The sequence below is a fragment of the Nocardia amamiensis genome, assembly GCF_015477605.1.
Lineage (GTDB): Bacteria > Actinomycetota > Actinomycetes > Mycobacteriales > Mycobacteriaceae > Nocardia > Nocardia amamiensis_A.
This window is the reverse complement of sequence record NZ_JADLQX010000007.1, coordinates 127588-143483: the sequence shown is the minus strand read 5'-3', so window position 1 is coordinate 143483 and position 15896 is coordinate 127588. Positions and strand designations below refer to the sequence as shown.

At 67.4% G+C, this 15896-nt stretch carries 22 protein-coding genes; 7 read left to right on the top strand and 15 right to left on the bottom strand.

Annotated features, from left to right (window positions below):
- From IU459_RS11890 to IU459_RS11875, 4 genes are read right to left on the bottom strand one after another with little or no spacing between them, the layout of a single operon-like run.
- Positions 1-240 (bottom strand): hypothetical protein, encoded by a 240-nt coding sequence (locus IU459_RS11890; RefSeq protein WP_195129552.1) that lies wholly within the window; start codon positions 238-240, stop codon positions 1-3.
- 47 nt (positions 241-287) lie between these two features.
- Positions 288-743, bottom strand: coding sequence for a deaminase (locus IU459_RS11885; protein ID WP_195129551.1), 456 nt, complete (start codon positions 741-743; stop codon positions 288-290).
- A complete protein-coding gene (locus IU459_RS11880; protein WP_195129550.1) occupies positions 740-1426 on the bottom strand; it encodes a RibD family protein in 687 nt (228 codons plus the stop codon). Before IU459_RS11880 ends, IU459_RS11885 begins: the two co-directional genes overlap by 4 nt.
- Positions 1423-2790 (bottom strand): helix-turn-helix domain-containing protein, encoded by a 1368-nt coding sequence (locus IU459_RS11875; protein WP_195129549.1) that lies wholly within the window; start codon positions 2788-2790, stop codon positions 1423-1425. The genes IU459_RS11880 and IU459_RS11875 overlap by 4 nt, the downstream gene beginning before the upstream one ends.
- 303 nt (positions 2791-3093) lie before the next feature.
- On the opposite strand from IU459_RS11875, the gene IU459_RS11870 reads away from it, so the two are divergent.
- From IU459_RS11870 to IU459_RS11850, 5 genes are read left to right on the top strand one after another with little or no spacing between them, the layout of a single operon-like run.
- Positions 3094-3273, top strand: coding sequence for a hypothetical protein (locus IU459_RS11870; protein ID WP_195129548.1), 180 nt, complete (start codon positions 3094-3096; stop codon positions 3271-3273).
- Between the two features lie 13 nt (positions 3274-3286).
- Positions 3287-3763: a DUF4254 domain-containing protein gene (locus tag IU459_RS11865; RefSeq protein WP_195129547.1), complete on the top strand. Its 477-nt coding sequence runs from the start codon at positions 3287-3289 to the stop codon at positions 3761-3763.
- Positions 3742-4110 carry a hypothetical protein gene (locus IU459_RS11860; RefSeq protein ID WP_195129546.1) on the top strand — a complete coding sequence of 123 codons (369 nt, stop codon included), beginning with the start codon at positions 3742-3744 and terminating at the stop codon, positions 4108-4110. Before IU459_RS11865 ends, IU459_RS11860 begins: the two co-directional genes overlap by 22 nt.
- On the top strand, positions 4107-4463 hold the full coding sequence (locus IU459_RS11855; RefSeq protein ID WP_195129545.1) for a hypothetical protein: 357 nt from the start codon (positions 4107-4109) through the stop codon (positions 4461-4463). Before IU459_RS11860 ends, IU459_RS11855 begins: the two co-directional genes overlap by 4 nt.
- 15 nt (positions 4464-4478) lie before the next feature.
- The gene (locus IU459_RS11850; RefSeq protein WP_195129544.1) at positions 4479-4775 is read left to right on the top strand and encodes a Clp protease N-terminal domain-containing protein; all 297 of its coding nucleotides are present in this window, start codon (positions 4479-4481) and stop codon (positions 4773-4775) included.
- A gap of 53 nt (positions 4776-4828) precedes the next feature.
- On the opposite strand, the gene IU459_RS11845 is transcribed toward IU459_RS11850, so the two are convergent.
- The 11 genes from IU459_RS11845 to IU459_RS11795 form a co-directional block, all read right to left on the bottom strand.
- The gene (locus IU459_RS11845; RefSeq protein WP_195129543.1) at positions 4829-5389 is read right to left on the bottom strand and encodes a hypothetical protein; all 561 of its coding nucleotides are present in this window, start codon (positions 5387-5389) and stop codon (positions 4829-4831) included.
- Positions 5389-6087, bottom strand: a complete 699-nt coding sequence (locus IU459_RS11840) for a hypothetical protein (RefSeq protein ID WP_195129542.1) — start codon at positions 6085-6087, stop codon at positions 5389-5391. The genes IU459_RS11845 and IU459_RS11840 overlap by 1 nt, the downstream gene beginning before the upstream one ends.
- The gene (locus IU459_RS11835) at positions 6087-6785 is read right to left on the bottom strand and encodes a hypothetical protein (RefSeq protein ID WP_195129541.1); all 699 of its coding nucleotides are present in this window, start codon (positions 6783-6785) and stop codon (positions 6087-6089) included. The genes IU459_RS11840 and IU459_RS11835 overlap by 1 nt, the downstream gene beginning before the upstream one ends.
- Positions 6786-6896: 111 nt before the next feature.
- Entirely contained in the window at positions 6897-8573 is a 1677-nt protein-coding gene (locus tag IU459_RS11830; protein ID WP_195129540.1) for a hypothetical protein, read from the bottom strand.
- Positions 8574-8585: 12 nt separating this feature from the next.
- Positions 8586-9032, bottom strand: a complete 447-nt coding sequence (locus tag IU459_RS11825; protein ID WP_195129539.1) for a hypothetical protein — start codon at positions 9030-9032, stop codon at positions 8586-8588.
- 11 nt (positions 9033-9043) lie between these two features.
- Positions 9044-9454, bottom strand: coding sequence for a hypothetical protein (locus IU459_RS11820; protein ID WP_195129538.1), 411 nt, complete (start codon positions 9452-9454; stop codon positions 9044-9046).
- A gap of 7 nt (positions 9455-9461) precedes the next feature.
- Positions 9462-9746, bottom strand: a complete 285-nt coding sequence (locus IU459_RS11815) for a hypothetical protein (protein ID WP_195129537.1) — start codon at positions 9744-9746, stop codon at positions 9462-9464.
- 9 nt (positions 9747-9755) lie between these two features.
- Complete coding sequence (locus IU459_RS11810) at positions 9756-10577, bottom strand: hypothetical protein (RefSeq protein ID WP_195129536.1); 822 nt, start codon at positions 10575-10577, stop codon at positions 9756-9758.
- A gap of 72 nt (positions 10578-10649) precedes the next feature.
- Positions 10650-12536, bottom strand: coding sequence for a major capsid protein (locus tag IU459_RS11805; protein WP_195129535.1), 1887 nt, complete (start codon positions 12534-12536; stop codon positions 10650-10652).
- Positions 12537-12610: 74 nt separating this feature from the next.
- Complete coding sequence (locus tag IU459_RS11800) at positions 12611-12754, bottom strand: hypothetical protein (protein ID WP_195129534.1); 144 nt, start codon at positions 12752-12754, stop codon at positions 12611-12613.
- On the bottom strand, positions 12754-14613 hold the full coding sequence (locus IU459_RS11795) for a 2'-5' RNA ligase family protein (protein ID WP_195129533.1): 1860 nt from the start codon (positions 14611-14613) through the stop codon (positions 12754-12756). Before IU459_RS11795 ends, IU459_RS11800 begins: the two co-directional genes overlap by 1 nt.
- A gap of 426 nt (positions 14614-15039) precedes the next feature.
- On the opposite strand from IU459_RS11795, the gene IU459_RS11790 reads away from it, so the two are divergent.
- Both IU459_RS11790 and IU459_RS11785 read left to right on the top strand, forming a co-directional pair.
- Positions 15040-15234, top strand: a complete 195-nt coding sequence (locus IU459_RS11790; protein ID WP_195129532.1) for a hypothetical protein — start codon at positions 15040-15042, stop codon at positions 15232-15234.
- Positions 15235-15236: 2 nt separating this feature from the next.
- Entirely contained in the window at positions 15237-15881 is a 645-nt protein-coding gene (locus IU459_RS11785; protein WP_195129531.1) for a hypothetical protein, read from the top strand.
- Positions 15882-15896 lie beyond the last annotated feature (15 nt).

Here is a 15896-nt window from a genome sequence, read left to right as displayed (position 1 = left end):
TTAGTTGTCCAAAGGCGTTGGGTCGACTAGTGCGCGCTCGAAGAACCACACCCGTTCGAAACCCTCCAGTTGCCCGAAGACGCCGTCCCAGATCCGCTCACGGCATTCCTGGCAGACCGGAATCCACCAGCGTGTTTTCCAGTGCCCCGGGACCGACCACTTCTCAAGCGGTGCGTCGAAACCTTCCGGCGGAATCGGCAGCATCAAGACCACGGCCTCGGCTGACGTCCCGGTATGCATGCGACACAACGGCATACGGCCCCCCGCTTCGATAGCTGGAACCGAATTTACGAGAGATCCAGATGCCGGTTCATCGCCATCGCCGCGTCCGCGAGTTCCGGCAACTCGATCACCTCGACACCGTTCTCCTTCAGTTTCTCGACCCCGATGCAGTCCTCGACGAACGTCGACGGCTCCCGCCAAGCGATCACCACCCGCGAAATCCCTGCCGCGAGAATCCGATCCGTGCACGGCATGCGGGTTTTAGTCGCCCGCTCCGAGCACGGTTCGAGCGTGCTGTAGATCGTCGCAGCTTTCAGCCGCGGATCCGCCGGATCGAGCTTGTCGAGCGCGGATTCCTCGGCGTGCACCTTCGGATCGGTCTCACGGGAGTATCCGGTCGCGATCTCCTGATCGTCGGCCACGATGACCGCGCCAACCGAGAACGCGCCCTCGACGACAGGACACTGTTCGGCGAGTTCGATTGCCCGCGTCATCCAGTGGTGGTGGTCCGGTGCGGTCACTGGGTCTCCTTGGGGTGGTAGCGCAGCACGGCAACGTCGCCGAGCTGGGTGACGTCGACCAACCGCATTCTGCGCGTCGCGCCTCCCGGGAACTGTGCGGGGTTCACGAACCGCGGCGCGCTGGTGTCGCCGACAAGGGTGGGGCCGATTGCGAGGTGCAGCTCGTCGGCGAGCCCGGCCGACAGGAACGCCGTGTGCATGTGGGATCCGCCCTCAACCATCAACCGGTCGACGCCCCGGGCGCCGAGGTCGTCGAGCAGCGCACCGAAGTCGACGGTCTCGCCGACCGCGACGATGTCCGCCAGTTTGCCGAGCCGTTCGCGCGCCTTCGGTGCGCCGGCCTCGGTCGTGTAGATCACGGGCCGGTGCTCGTCGGTGCCGTGGTGCCAGAACTTCGCGGCCGGGTCGAGATTGCCGCTGGCGGTGACGGTCACCTTCAACGGCTGCGCGGTGCGCCCGGCCGCCCGGCGTGCGGCTTGTCGGGTCTCGCTCTTGACGATCAGGCGCGGGTTGTCGCTGCGCACGGTCTCGGCACCGATCAGTATCGCGTCGCACTCGGCGCGGACCTGGTCGACGCGGTCGAAGTCCTCGGCGTTGGACAGGAGCAACCGCTCCGGGCTCATGTCATCGATGTGACCGTCGATGCTGACCGCGACCGACAACAGCACGAACGGGCGCGTCACGACGGTACGACCGCCCACCGCTCCGCTGCCGCACGGAACTCGGCGACCTCCGGCAGGCTCCTCGCCGACAGCAGCTGGTCGACGGCGCGCACGTTGTGCAGCACCCGTTCCGATCCGGTGCTGACACCGACCTGCATCGCGGCCAGCCCGAGCGTCGCAGCGGGCTCAGCCTCACCCATGCGTGCGTATGCGAGGGCCCGCCGGGACATGTACACCGCCTGGTCGCGGGTGTATCCGGACTGCATGCCGTTGATCGCGCGTCCGAACTGGTCTATAGCGGCGCGGTAGTCGCCGAGTGCTGCCCGACCGTGCGCCTGGTGCACGTCGATATAGGTGTCGTCGAGGAAGAATCCCCAAGACGGATCAACGTCAGCATCTTCGGCCAGCGCCCGGGCGCGGTCGAAGGCGCGTTCGCTGGCTGCTCGGTCGCCCGCGAGCGCAGCAGCGTACCCGGCGAACGTCGCTGCGACCGCGGCGAATCGGGTTCTCGGCGGGGCGGCGCGCTCGGCGGCCTCGGCCAGCTCCATTGCCTCGGCGCCATCGTGCATGTCGTTGGCTATCTGCGCCTTCCGGATCAGTGTCGCGGCGATGCAGTAATCGTCGCCGAGCTGGTGCGACCAGGTCAGCGCGCGATCGGTCCAGTGCTGGGCGCGGCCCCAGTTGCGGGCGTCTTGATGCAGCCACGCGGCGAACTCGGCGTAGAGGACTCGCATTCGCTGCATCTCGGTGGCGTCGCCGATACCGGCGCGGCGCAGCTCGTTCATGATCTCGAGGTTCTGCTCGATCAGCGGGATCACACCCGGGCCGCCGTAGAGGTTGTCGCTGTCGATCAGCGACAGCCGCAGCGTCCGGAAGTGGGTGGCGTGGTCGATCTGGGAAGCGTTGGCCAGTGCAGCCGCGGGCTTGACGCCGACGGCGGCGGCTAGGGCGCTTACCCCGAATCCTGCGACTACGGTGCGACGAGGGAGTGACACGAGGACGACCTCTCCAGCGGCGGTCCGGGCACGAACCCAGACCTGATCGGTTTCACCAGCACCACCCGAGGTGACCGGCACCAGCCGACCGGGGGTGTCATTCGCCAGCGTAACCGTTGGGGGCAAACCGGGATCGGGTTGATCTCGGGGCGATCGGATGTCCGCGAGGGCCCGTTCGAACCGGGCAATCACCTCCGGCGGGGCTTCGGTGAGCGCCTTCGCTAGTAGTTCTTGGCTGCTCGGGCGCAGCTGGGCCGAGGCGCCCTGAACCTCCCAGTTGCCGATTGTGCGCGCCCCGATTCCTGTTCTGGCCGCGAACTTTTCGACGCCGAGATGCATCGCCTCGCGCAGCGCTTTGGTTTCCACTCCGGTCCAGCGATAGATGATCATCGGCTCGCTCCAGCCCCTGCTCGTGCCGCCGTGGTGAATTCGAAAACTACACCGGTCCAACCGCATCCGCCCCCGAATCGCTCAGGGGAGATGCAGTGAAGTTGCGGTGCAACTGCATGGTTGCGGCCTGGTTGCTTCCACCTGTCCCGGGAGACGCTGAGATGGCACACCGGTGCTGGACCGTAGACGCCTCATCACGTCTCGGATACGTGCCCCGGCCGCCAGGAGGTCGATATCTGGGTTCGGACCTGGGCGGCCGTTTCCGGCGCCGGTGTGCCCGAAACGCCTGCCACGGAGGCTGCTATGCACATTTCGCGAGACACCCGGGACCTGTGGGCCGCGCACTACCGCGACTGCGGCACCGAACCCACGGACCTCGATCTGGACCGCGCCCGATTCATCCTCGCCGATCACTCCGGCCACGGCGGCGGGTGCCTGCAATACCTCGCGGCGATGGCCTACTCATTCGGATCGCAGGGGTAGCCGGGATATGGACGTGGCCAACAGATCTCGACGCAGACATCCGCACGACCACAAAGCGACCGGCCCGCGGGGGATACCTGACTGGCATGAGGTCTGTGCGGCCTTCCGCGGCGCGCTCGGCTACACCCCGGGCGACCACCTGATCACCCGATGGGCGCAAAGCCTCGCGCACCTGCACCGCACCCGCCACATCAACCCAGCACGTGCCACCGAGATCGACCGCCGCCGATCAGATCTCGTGACCCTTATCAATCAGTGGGTCTGCACCCACATCGAGCCGGCCCACGGTCGCGCCGAACTCGTCGGCCCGACAGTGGATGCCCTCGCCTCGGCCTACGTCGAGGCTGAACTGCTGCTGCTCATCCACACCGAAGTAGCCGAGGAAGCCATGCACGCAGCCTGGTCGACGGTGGGATACCTCGCCACCCAGTGGACCGACCTGGTCGCTGAGGTGATCGACGGACAGCCATGCCCGCCGGGCCGGTGCTGATTCTCGCCGCGACGTTTGCCGCCGTCATCGTCGGCCTGTTTGCCGTCGCATTTCCCATCGCGTGTCTCGTCGCGTGGCTGCTGACTGATGCGCCGCCGACCGGGCCGCGCGTGCGCGAGATCGACGAACGCCTCAGCCACGAGCCGCCGCCCCTGCCGCTGACGGTCGAGCAGGCGCGCCAGCAGTGGGCCCGGCATATCGGCTGCCGCCTCAGCTGTTGCGCCCGCAAGCGAGAGATCCAGCGGACATTGCGCGCGGCCGGAGTCGCCCCACCTCTCGACACCACATCAACGGCACCGACCCGGCGAGGTGGTCGGCACGCCTACCCCCGAAGGGGGAAACCATGATATCCAGCACCACTGTCCGCGCGCTGCTGGCCGGTTGCACGCTCGCTGTGTCGCTGGTCGGCGGTACGCTCGCACCGACCGCGACCCCGGTAGCGCAGGCCGGGCCCTGCCTGTTCGGGCACGTCGACCCTAAGGACGACAACAGCGCGTGCCGCGGATCGGACTCGGCGAACTGGCCTGAATCGGAGCAGACGCCAGAAGGCACCCCGGCGCTGTCGTGCAGCAGGCTCAACGAGGGGGCCCGCGTGCGAACCGATCAAGGCCAGTACGGCTGGCGATACTGGGTGTGCAAGAAGTACAAGGACTCGTGGGGGCACACTTACTACGATTGGACCGAAGTCCTCGGCATGTGACGGGAAGGTAGAGCGATGGCGAAGCCGATCATCCGAACACCCATGTACGAGCAGCTGCTTGCCGACGCCGAAAACCTCGCCCGGGACCGCGGCGACGGATGGGTGGGCGTCGAGCATGTCTTGATCGCCGCGTTCTCCGACCCTGACGCCATCTCGACAGTTGAACTGCGCGACCGGATGGGCGTCGACCCCGCCGAACTGATCCGCCGCCTCGGTCAGATCATCGATGCGCCGATCCCTGGACCGGGCGAGTACCGGGTCCGCAGCCTCGACGGCACAGTGAAGATCCGCCGCATCACCAAGTCGGCCTGACCCAACCGAATGCGCCCCGTCTCCCTTGGCGGGGCGCATTCGTGTGCAGGGCATCAACCTCGGGGGTCGCCCGCGAGAGGCGGAACGATCGAATCAACCGGCGGCATCTCCGCCCCGCACCCGCAGGTGTCGACGAGCACCGTCACGGTCATTGTGCCGCCGTGGATGCCGCCCTGCGGACCGCGCGGCGTCCATAATCCGAGCACCACCTCACCGAGATCAGCGCAAAGCGCGGCGCGCCGCATCGCCGCAGCGTCGTCGAGCGCGTCACGCGCCATCGAATCCAAAATCGCCGGCGGATCCGGCATCGCGTTGTCCTCAGTCTGCCAATAGCAGCGATCCACACCGAGCTCGATCACCGCGAGCAACTGCACCACCTGACCGCGCGGCACCGGCCCCGCCAGAGGCTGCGGGAACTTCACCGTTGCCCCGGTCGACACGACCCGCGTCCATGCGATGCCCTCGGCGTTCTCGCAGCCGCACCCGTAGGCCGGGACCATGTTCCCGGCATGCAGGGTCGCCACGCACGGCGCACCAGCCCGGGTCGAAGCGAGCTCGAGGGCCAGGCGCTCGATCAACGTGTGTGCCGCGGCGTAAACGCCGGTGTCGACCATCAGCCCACCCGGATCGGATCAGGCACATCCACCGAGTACGAGCGCGACGGCGCCCGCAGCCGCCCCGGGTTCACCGACGTCAGCCAGCGATCGACCTTCGCGATACCGGTCAGCCCGGCGTCGGCCAGATCATCCGGGTCCGACAGCTGGATGTCGACGCCTTGCCGCGAAATGCTCTGCGCGCGGGCGGGGATCGTGCACTTACCGCTCGAGGTGATCTCTTTCAGGTACTCGACCGCCAGCAGGACCAGCGCGGCCAACGCGTCCTCGCGAATCGGCAGCCCCCGCATGTAGGTCACCGTGAACCGCGTGGGGTCCTCGCCGGTGACCGGCCACCGCTCGCCATCGGTGCGCGCCAGCCACCGCTTGTTGTGCACCGCGTATTTGTCGGCCGCCAACGCGACACCGTCGAGGACTACGGAGGTGACCGACTGGACCGGACCCGGCAAATGCACGCGGCGCAGGCTGGTCACGCACCGGCAGATCGTGATGCACCGGCACCGGTCCGGCCCGCCATACGTCGAATGCTGCGACTCGGTCACCTGCGGGTGCACGGTCTCCTCGCAGATACCGAACACCCTGCCACTGAGCGACCACAGCACGGCCGCGGCAATCGCTTCGGCCGCGTCCTTGTCCGCGGGCGTGGCCGAGTCGTATTGACTCGGCCACGCCGCGATCTCCCACCCGCAAGCCGGCATCAGGCCAGCACCAGCGCGGACGCCGCGCACGCAGGCGTCGGCGGCGCCACATAAGTGAGGTGCATGTCGAGATGCTGGTCCGCCAGAATCGGGGTCAGCAGCTTGCCCGGCACCGGCGGGTCTTCGGGATCGACAGCCGCGTGCAGGTCGACGTTGTATGGGCCTGTGCCCCACAGCGATCCGGCCTGGGTGCGCGCGTTCTCCACCTTGAACTCGGCCGCGCCGTTCTGCACCGACCACGATGCGAGACGGCCGCCGTGCAGCCACGGCGCGAGGAAATAGCCGTAGGGCTTGGCGCTGGTGCAGGCGACACCTGGGATGTCGGTCCAGGTCTCCAGGGCCCAGTCCGTACCGATTACCTGGCCGACGCGGATACCCACGGCGTTGCCCTCGTGGTCGAGCACGATCGGCTGACCGAGGACTATGCCCCCCAGCAAATCCGGGTTCACGCCGGTGAACTGGATGGTCACACCCACCCACTTGAGCTGGTCGTCGTCCTTGAACAGGTAGGCGAACCTGCCGTCGGCTTTCTTCTGCGACATCTCTTCGCCGTCCTCGTATTCGGGGGCGAAATCGAGGGTCACGAACCCGTCGGTCGTGAGAGTGTTCTTCGCACCAGCGGACGGGGCGCCGCAGTTGGTGACCTTGGTGAACCGAGCGACCTTGCCGCGAACGGACGGCCAGCACGTGGTAGCCATTATTGACCTCCAGCCGGGGATTTCGCCCGGCCCGAGGCCAGCAGCACGCTTATGAGCAGGATAGTCGCCCGTACCGCGCCGACGCCGGAACAGACCGGGATGAGCAGCCGGTCAGGCAAGGTCGTAGTACAGGTACGTGTTCGTCGGACCAGCGGCGACCGAGCCGCTGGCCCCGAATGCCGAGGTGTACTGCAACGCGACCGTGTCGTTCAACGCCAAGGTCGCCGATGTCGCCGAGAAAGTCACCGAGATCGAGTTGAACGGGATGGTTTGCGTCGCGATCGCTGTGCCGTTCTTCAAGATTCGCAGCGTGAGCGCGGTCCCTGAGAACCAGTTCGCCGTGAGCGTGAGCTTGCATTGGATGGTGACGTTCCCGGCGCCGTCGGACTTCAGCGCATCGCTGACGATGCTGGTGGCCGGGTAGCCGGAGCGTGTCGTCCAGTCGGTGATGAGCGCGGTCTGATCGCTGCCGATCGAGAACGTGTTGTTCTTGTCCATGCCCATCGCCGATATCCCCGACGACCCACCTACTGCAGGCGCGGGTGCCACTGCCGATACAGCGGCAGCAGGAGCCGTCACCACCAGCGTCGGGACCGGAACCGGTGCGACGGCGGACGCGGCCGCAGGCGGTGTGGTTGCCGCCCAACGGGCCCCCGGTGTCGGTGCCACAGCCGACGCGGCGGGCGTGGGGATGAGGATGATCATCGACACGACTTGGCTCGGCATCGCCGCCGACGCGACGGCCGCGGGCGGTGAGGCGATGTCGCGCACCACTGGAGCTACGGACGAGGCAGTGGCAACGGCCGCGGGCGGCCCGGCCCGCATCGACAGGCTCGACGGCGCGACGGCCGCCGTGGATGCCGCAGCGGCAGGAACAGGCAACGCGGCGAGCACAATCGGTGTCGGCATCACCGCTGACACAGCCGCCGCGGGTGGTGATGCTGTGCGCGCCAGGCTGGGAGCGGGCGCGATCGCCGACACCGCACCAGCTGTGGACAGCAGCGTCATCGACACCAGCGGCGTCGGCCCCACCGCAGCGCTGGCAGCCGCGGGCGGCGCGGCGATGACCAGCAGACCCGGGCTCGGCGCTGCCGTCGACGCCGCCGCCGATGGCGCGACGAGTGCCCACACCGCCGCCGGTGCCGGCATCACCGCCGACGCCTCCGCGGCCGGGACCGCGACGAACAGGTCGTTGGTCAGCGACGGATCCGCCGCGGCAGCGATCACGCCCGCGGCCGGGGCGGACACGACCATCGTGATCGCCGCTGCGGCAGCGTCGGCGACCGATTCGGCGGCCGAGGTGAGGACGACACCCTGGATGAGCTGAATCGTCGGTGCTGCGGCATCTGCGGTGGCCGCCCCGGCGGCAACGTCGAACGCTGCCGTGATCTGCGGGACCGGCATCACCGCGGAGCCTGCTGCGGCGGGCACACCCGGACCGGCCAGCAGCGACGGCCCGGCAGCGTCGGCGAGTACGGCACCCGCCGAGACGGGCAGAGCCGCGAGGATCACCGGGGCGGGGGCGTCCGCGAGCACGGCTGCGGGAGGGGGTGAGCTGGCCGCCCCGAAGCTCGGCACCGGCATCGCCGCGACCGTCCCGCCTGCGGTGACCGGCAGCGCGCCAACGATCACCGGTGCCGCAGCATCGGCGAATGCGGCAGCGGCGGCGGCGAGGAGCATGCCTTCGAGGTCCACCCACACCAGCCGGTCACCGAGGTAGACGCGACGGATCCGCCGCTCACCTACATAGATGCGGCCGATGGTCCTGCCGCGCAGGTGGATCGCCACCGCTGCCGCCGATCAGGCCGCAGCCAGATACAGCACGCCGTCGGTTGTGTCCCAGGTGATCTGGAAGTTGATTGCAGACGGGGACTGGTTGCCGCCGAAATCGACGTAGCCAAGCAGCGGGCGGGTGGCGTTCGTGGACGGCGTGCTGTTGTAGATGATCCCGTAGCGCCCGTTCGAGAACGTGACATCGGTCCACAGCGCGTTCGCCGCGGTGAGCCTGCACCGGTTGGTGGCCGAATCGTATGTGGCCGCCGTGCTGGTCAACAGCAGACCACCAGCGGTGTAGTTCGTGCCGCTGATCTCGTTCGCCACCACGTCATCGAGGTAGTCGTGGGCGTCCTGGTCGGGGGTGTACCCAGATGACGCGATCAGCACTTTGATCGCGTCTGCGGTCCAGCTGACCTCTTTCTTCGCGATCGCGAGCAGGCCGCGCCCGTACCACTTCGCTGTAGCTGCCATGACAATCTCTCCTAATCCGGAATGAAATAGGCGGTTTCGGGGTCGATGGCGGACAGCGCCGTGTAGTCATCGAGCTCCATGAACAAGGCCCCGGCGACACCGCCGAGGTTTCGGACTGCGGTCGCTTCCTCGGCCGGGGGGACAGGAAGCGCCTCGGCGAGCAGAGGACCCAACCGGAGTGGAGTCGGCCAGTCGGGGAGCCTGATGTCGTAGGCGATGCCGTTGATCCGGACGCGCACCATGCCGGGCAGCAGATCCGGGGTGGTGAACGAGCCATCCGGCGCGACCGCGACGTGCACGTACTGCGGGGTCACGATGAATTCGCCCGTCGCGTTGTCCCGCATGAACGGAGCCCAGAACGACACCGCGCGCACGTCACCGTGCCCGGCGATATCGGCGAAGGTGTCCGAGATAACCGTCACCACGGGCTCACTTCGCGGTGCGGGGTGTGCGCTTGGCCGGGGCCTTCTTCGCTTCGGCGTCGGCTTCCGAAGCCGATTCAGGGTTTTCGGCCGGACCGTCACCTACTACGGGAGTAGAACCCTGCTCGTCGATGACGAACCCGGCCTTGCGCGCCAGCTCGTCGTCTACCGAGAACCCGAGGTACTTTCCGCCGGTGACGAGCTGCACGCGGTCGGGCTGGTCGCCCGCGGCTTCGAGCAGCTTCCGCGCGATCTGTGGTGCGTCGTTGTTGACGGCGAGGATGGTTGGCACAGCGCCCTCCTAGGTGAGAGAAACCGGGACAGCGGCGCGCACGCACTCGTCCCACGCCACGACGTACGTGCGTTCGGCGATCGCGCGGATTTCGTTGTTGGCGTAGTTGAATGCCTCGCGCATCGAGCCCGGCCGGTGAGTGATTTCGGTGCGCCGGTAGGTGACTGCGCCGGTCGCGACGATCCACGCGGTATCAGCGGCGGCGGGCGCGCCATCCGGGCCGGTGTTCGGGTAGCCCGCGCCGAACGCCCACCGCGTACCGAGCACCGTCACGAGGCGGCCAGGTTCGGTGCTGATCTGCTGCGCGGCGGCGGCGTGCGAGGCAACCTCGCGTGGCGTGTGCAGCACGCCGATACCGCCGTAGTTCGCGCCGAGGAACCCTTCGAGCAGGCCAATGCCGCTTACGAGAGGCACCGGGTCTTCGGCGAGCACCGCGGTTTCCTCGCCGGTGGTGTCGTTCATCAACCGCAGTCCGGTCGATGCCCACACCGCCTGCTCGACCGCGACCCACTCGGTGAGCAGCGACGCGGTCGCGCGGTCGAGCATGGCTTGTTCGGTAAGACCGACAGCGCGGCAGGTGAATCCGTTGTAGACGACGATCGGTTCGGCCGAGTCGAGGCCGATTCCGTCAGGCACATCACGGTCGGTCGGGGTGTCGCCGCATTCGGCGGGGTCCAGCTTCGCGGGCCCGCACGGGTTCGGCTCCCATGCGACGCCGTTGCGGATGCGCTGTGCCGGGTCGATGAGCTGCTGATCGGCGGCCGATTGCAGCCCGAACCGCGCGGGGGTGATGGTGGGTGCTGCGACGAGCAGGGGCGGGGCGACAGCCACCGGGAGCCTCCTGGATCAGTGGGGATGCCGGAGATCCCCGGCCGCCGAATGGGCGGCCGGGAGACCGGTGGATTACGCCGCGGGGGCGATCTTGCCGTCGCTGTCGAGGATCTGGCCAGCGGCGGTCGAGCCGTTCGCGGACAGCGCGATGGTCAGCTTGCGCGGCTTGTAGCGGCGCCGGATGACCATCAGCTTTTCCTCGGTAAACAGGTGCAGCACGTCGTTATTGACGAGGTTGGTGGTGTCGTAGACCGCCTGCATCGTGATGATGTCGCCGCGCGACCGCAGGAACGTGCCCGCGATGTAGACCAGCACGTCGACGGTGTCCGGCCACGACGTGATCGGTGTCGCGCCACCGAAACCGCTCGAGATGCCAGTGAAAGCGTCCTGCCAGTCGTAGACCCAGCGCACGACCGCGTTGCGCTTGGCGAACCAGTCGTCGATCCGCTGGTCGGTGACCTCGTACGCCTCGGTAGTGGACGAGTTCGTGCGGACCGCCTGATCGGCGCGCACGACCGGCTTCACCCACCGCGGCAGCATCACTTCGAGAGTGGTGCCGTCGCCGATGCGGTTGGCGTACTTGATGTCCTCGATCTGGGCATCGATCGAATTGAGCAGCGACGGCGTCGCCGACGGACCCAAATTGATTGTGACCGTGGTGGCCGTCTCGGCAACCATCCGATTGATGGTGCGCGCGTTGACGCGGTGGGCGTGCGCGATCAGCGCGTGCGCGATCACGTCCTCGGTCAACTCCGAGTAGGCGTTGTGCTGCAGGATGCCGCCGTTGATGCCGAAGCCGATGGCCTCGGCGCGCTCCTCTTCCCACGAGGACGGGCACGGCACCCGGAAAATCGGCTTCGTGGTACCCGCGACTGTGCCACCGATCGGGGTGGTGAACCCGCTGCCAGCGATCGCCTGCGCCTCGGTCTGGATGAATCCGGTCCCGGTGTAGATAGCGGTGTAGTCCGGGCCCTCGGTCCAGATGAGGCCACCACGGGGGGACTGCACTTCAGGGATGTCGATTTGACCGGCGTTCGCCTCCGCGAGGATCGGCGACATCTCGTACAGCCGCTCGGACGGCGAGCACCACCCACCGGCCGCGACGAGGGACTGCTGCGGCAGTCGGGACTGATCCACCGCGCGCTCGATCGCAGCCTTGTCCTCGTGGTCGCTGCGGGTGATCAGTTCGTCGGGGAACTGGATGGCGAACTGCGCGATACCGGCAGTGAGGCGCGTGTTTTCGACGATCCCGTTTGGGAACGAATCGAACTTCACGGTGCCCGCGCGCGCGACGTCGGCGAGGCCGGCCATCGGTGCACCGGCGGCATAGCCGGGCACCTCCGCCGCCGCAGTGATCACCACGCCAGCCGGGGCCGGGTCGGGGCGACGCACTTCACGGGTCGGCAGGTCGGACAACCGCACCCGGCGACGCGGCGGAGCGGAGGCTACGAGCGCGGGTTCCGGTGCCGGGTCGGCGGCCACCGCCGCGGGCGCGGAATCGGCTGCGGGCGGGGCCGGATCACCGGCGGCCGGTTCGGTGGGGGCGTCAGTGGTATCGCCGCCGTCCTCTCCACCGTCGCCGCCCTTGTCCTCGCCTTCGGCGCCGCCCTCGCCGTCGTCGTCCTTGGCGGAAGTCTTCGCCGCGGGATTCACCCGCTCAGCCAGCTTCGACAGGCGCTCGGCCTGTTCACCCGCGATCTTGTCGCGGCGGCCGACCTCGACGCGCACGCCGTCGGCGACGTCGGCGAGTGCTTCCATCGCGGAGGCTTCGTCGTCGGTGAACTTCGATGTGCCGTCGCCATAGAGCTCGTTGAACTTGGCGGTCGCCGCCTCCAGCAGTGCGGCCACATCGGTATCGGCGGGAGCTTCGGCGAGAAGCTTTGCGACCGCATCGGCCGCGGACTGGCCCTCGGCCGCACCGGTGGCGGCGTCGATAAGGGACTGGAGCGTGATCTTCACCGCAAGCCTCCGTGCTCAGGCAAGTAACTTGCCCGGCCCGAGGCCAGCGGCTCAACTGCGTCTACTGTATCCGCTCACAGCTGTTGAGCTTGGTACGTGCCGCCCACCTGAGCTGCAACGGCCCGCGCCTCATCTTCGGATTTGTAGGTGATCGTCGCCCCGGACGGGTGCACCACCTGATGCAGTGTCTTCTTCGGACCGCAATTGCAGTTGCCCATCAGCGAACTCCTCTCGTCAGTGCCGCCATGCGAGCGGCCACGGTGCGGACTCGCGTCGCGCGAATCCGTCCCGCCGCGTTCGCGATACGCCGCGTACGCATCACGTCATCGAGATCGAGCAGCCGCGGACCGTGGGAGCCGCGGCGCAGCATCCCGGCCGCGACCAGCGACCGCACACCAGCCGCCGCCAGCGCGCGCGTACGCGCGACGATCGGGAACCCGGGGGAGTTGACGGCGAGGACCGCGATCAACTCCAGCGCATCGCTGTGGCGTCGGACACCGCGCCAGTCCCCGGAGATCCCCGACCGGCGCAATTCCTCGATTCGGTCCTCGTCCACACCGGGCAGGATGCGCCCGGACAGCCACGGCCCGACCGCACCGTCCCGGCAGCGTACGACCGCGACTGCGGTGCAGGTGTTGTCGTAGTGCTCGGCCGCTGCGCGCAGACCCAGGTGCAGCCCGGCGTGCCCGCCTCGGTCGCGGTCGCGGCTGATGGTGATCTTCCCGACCGCCATCGGACCGTCGTCGGTGCGGATCGTGCCCTGGTGGAAAAACGCGTAGTCGAACGCGCTTGCGGGAGGGGTGACACAGATATCGGCGAATCCCACATGGCAGGAACCCCATTCGGCGAGGTGCCCGAACACGCGCCCGTCATCGGTGATCGTCAGCCGCGTCGGCTCGTCCGGCTCCGGCAACTCGAAATCACGATGGTCGTAGACGACGGCCGCCGCCGTGAGCGCGGTGGTCACCGGCTCCAGGGGGATGTCCTCGTACTTTCCGGCGAACGCGACGCGGATGCGGTCGAATCGGATCGGGCCGGTCTCCGACAGGTCCGCGACGGGCAGCCCGTAACCCGCGGTGACATGCGGGATGAACGGGTCGTGCTGCGCGGGCATCGGCCCGCCGGTGTCGAGCATTGAGCCGACAACGGCCTGCCGCAGATCGGAGAGACCGTCTGCGCCGACCAGATACACCGCGCACGGGTCCTTGTCCGCGCTGTTTGGGTTGAATGCTGCGTGCGCCCATACCTCGCCGAGCACGGGCCCCGACGGAGCCAGCTCGGCGACCGCAGTGTGCACGGCGTCGACCTGTTCGGGGGTCCACTCCGCAGCCTCACCGAGATAGGCAAGCGTCAGGTGTAACTCGTCGACCGCCTCGCCGCCCTCGACCGTCAGCCGCGTCGCATCCTCGGCGGCCGGGACGAGCGCGATCATGGCGCCGGTGTGCTCGGTGACTGCGTCATCGGATTTGGTCTCGGCCGCTGCGGTGAGAGCTTGAATGTCGTAGGCGGGACCGATCCGAGCCTGTTCGTAGGCGGGGGAGGACAGCAGGGTTACCCCGGCGAACTTCCAGCGGTCGATACGCCAAACCCACTCAGCGACCGGATCTGGTGGCGGGGGGTAACCCGCGTCGCTGGCGGACTGCTGCCACGCCGCGATGCGCTCAGCGGGCACCTCGTTGCCGTCAGCGTCCACAGGTACCTGTGTGACCGCGATGTCGGAGAAGTCGACTGACACCCACCCGGCAGCGCCGCGACCGACTTTCGCGGCCCAGTCCGCAGCTACCGGATCGGCGAGGTCGAACGGCCCTTCGCCCCACACCATGCCGTCTTGCACCCACACGCGGGTGCACAAGCCGACCACGACTGATCCGGCATGCCCGTCGGCGAGCTTTTCCTGTGCCGACAGCGGCTGCGGTAGCGGACGGGCAGGTACCTCGTCGCCGACGAGGACGTATTCGCGGACGTAGTTCTGTGCGTCTCCGGACCGCGTGTTGACCGGCAGGATCGGACCACGCCACCCGGGCGGCGGACCGTCCTGCGCGGCGGCCTCTGGATCGGCGAGCAGGGGAAAAGTCATGGCAGCGCTCCAATCACGATGGAAACAGTAGGACTGTATCCATGATTTCGGATCCACTCACGTCCGAACAGCGCGCTGGCTCCGCACCAGTCCGCCATCTGCCGGGTCTCGACCCGAAGCAAGCCTGCCGCCTTCGGGCTCATCATCTCGGCCCGTGAGGCACAGTCGGTCCGGGGTCCCTGATGTCCTGGAATCCGCACATTGGTACGGAGTAGCTAAAGTCACGATTTAACAACTGGCGGGCGGTAACGGGGTACTTGCGAGGTATTCGAAAGGCATCCTCGACCAGTAGATCTGAAGATGGCCAGCCTGCTCCGGACTGATCCACGCTGCCCCAGACTGTTCTGTACGTTTCGCGGCAATGTCACCCCTACGTGATTCTCTGTACCTACAGTGAGTTGTAATGCTGCGCGGGAGGAACCTCTGATGACTGCTGTAATTGAGCCAGAAGAGACAGTGATGATTGCGGGTCCGAAGGACACCGAAATCGCCATCAAGAACGCCCTGCGACGTGCTGGCTGCACGTTCGACGAGCTCGCGGAACAAGCGCGCACCGGCCAGTTCCGGTCCCTACGTGCACGGCTGGCCTGGGTAGCCATCGGCGGCTACTACAAGGCCTGACTTTGGCGCGGAAGTTCGATCTCGAACGAGAGTCGCGCGAGTTCGCGGAGCGCATGACCGCCCTTCTCAACAAGACCATCTGCAATGGTGTCCGCTTGAATGCGGTTGTTGAGCAAACCAAGAAACATACCGTTGTCGGGTACAAGATCTCGAAAGAAAACCGAGACTTGTGCTTCGGTATTCCGGTCAGTACCGCCACAACCTGTCCCACGTATATGGGTGTGTCGATCCGCCTCGCCCCTGATGAGGACGACAAGTACCTGATGTCGATCTCCTCGGTGATGCTTCTGGCCAGGGACGAGGCGCTCGAAGACGTGCTGTTCCACTACGACTACGAGCGGGAGAAGTTCGACGGGTACCCGGAAGCGCACCTGCATGTGTGTGCAACCTCCGAACACTGGAAGGCTCTGGGACCGGATCGGGCGCTGGAAAAGCTGCATCTACCTGTCGGCGGGCGCCGGTTCCGACCAGCGTTGGAGGACATCGTCGAGTTCCTCATCGTGGAACGATTCGCCGAGGGGCGGGCAGGCTGGAAACAAGTCATCGCCGATAGCCGGCACGAATTTCAGATGCTCCAGCTCAGGGCTGCGGTCCGTAGGTACCCAGAAGAGGCAAGGGCCGTCCTCAAGAGCCTCGAAACCGAATAGACCTGTCGCTGGGGG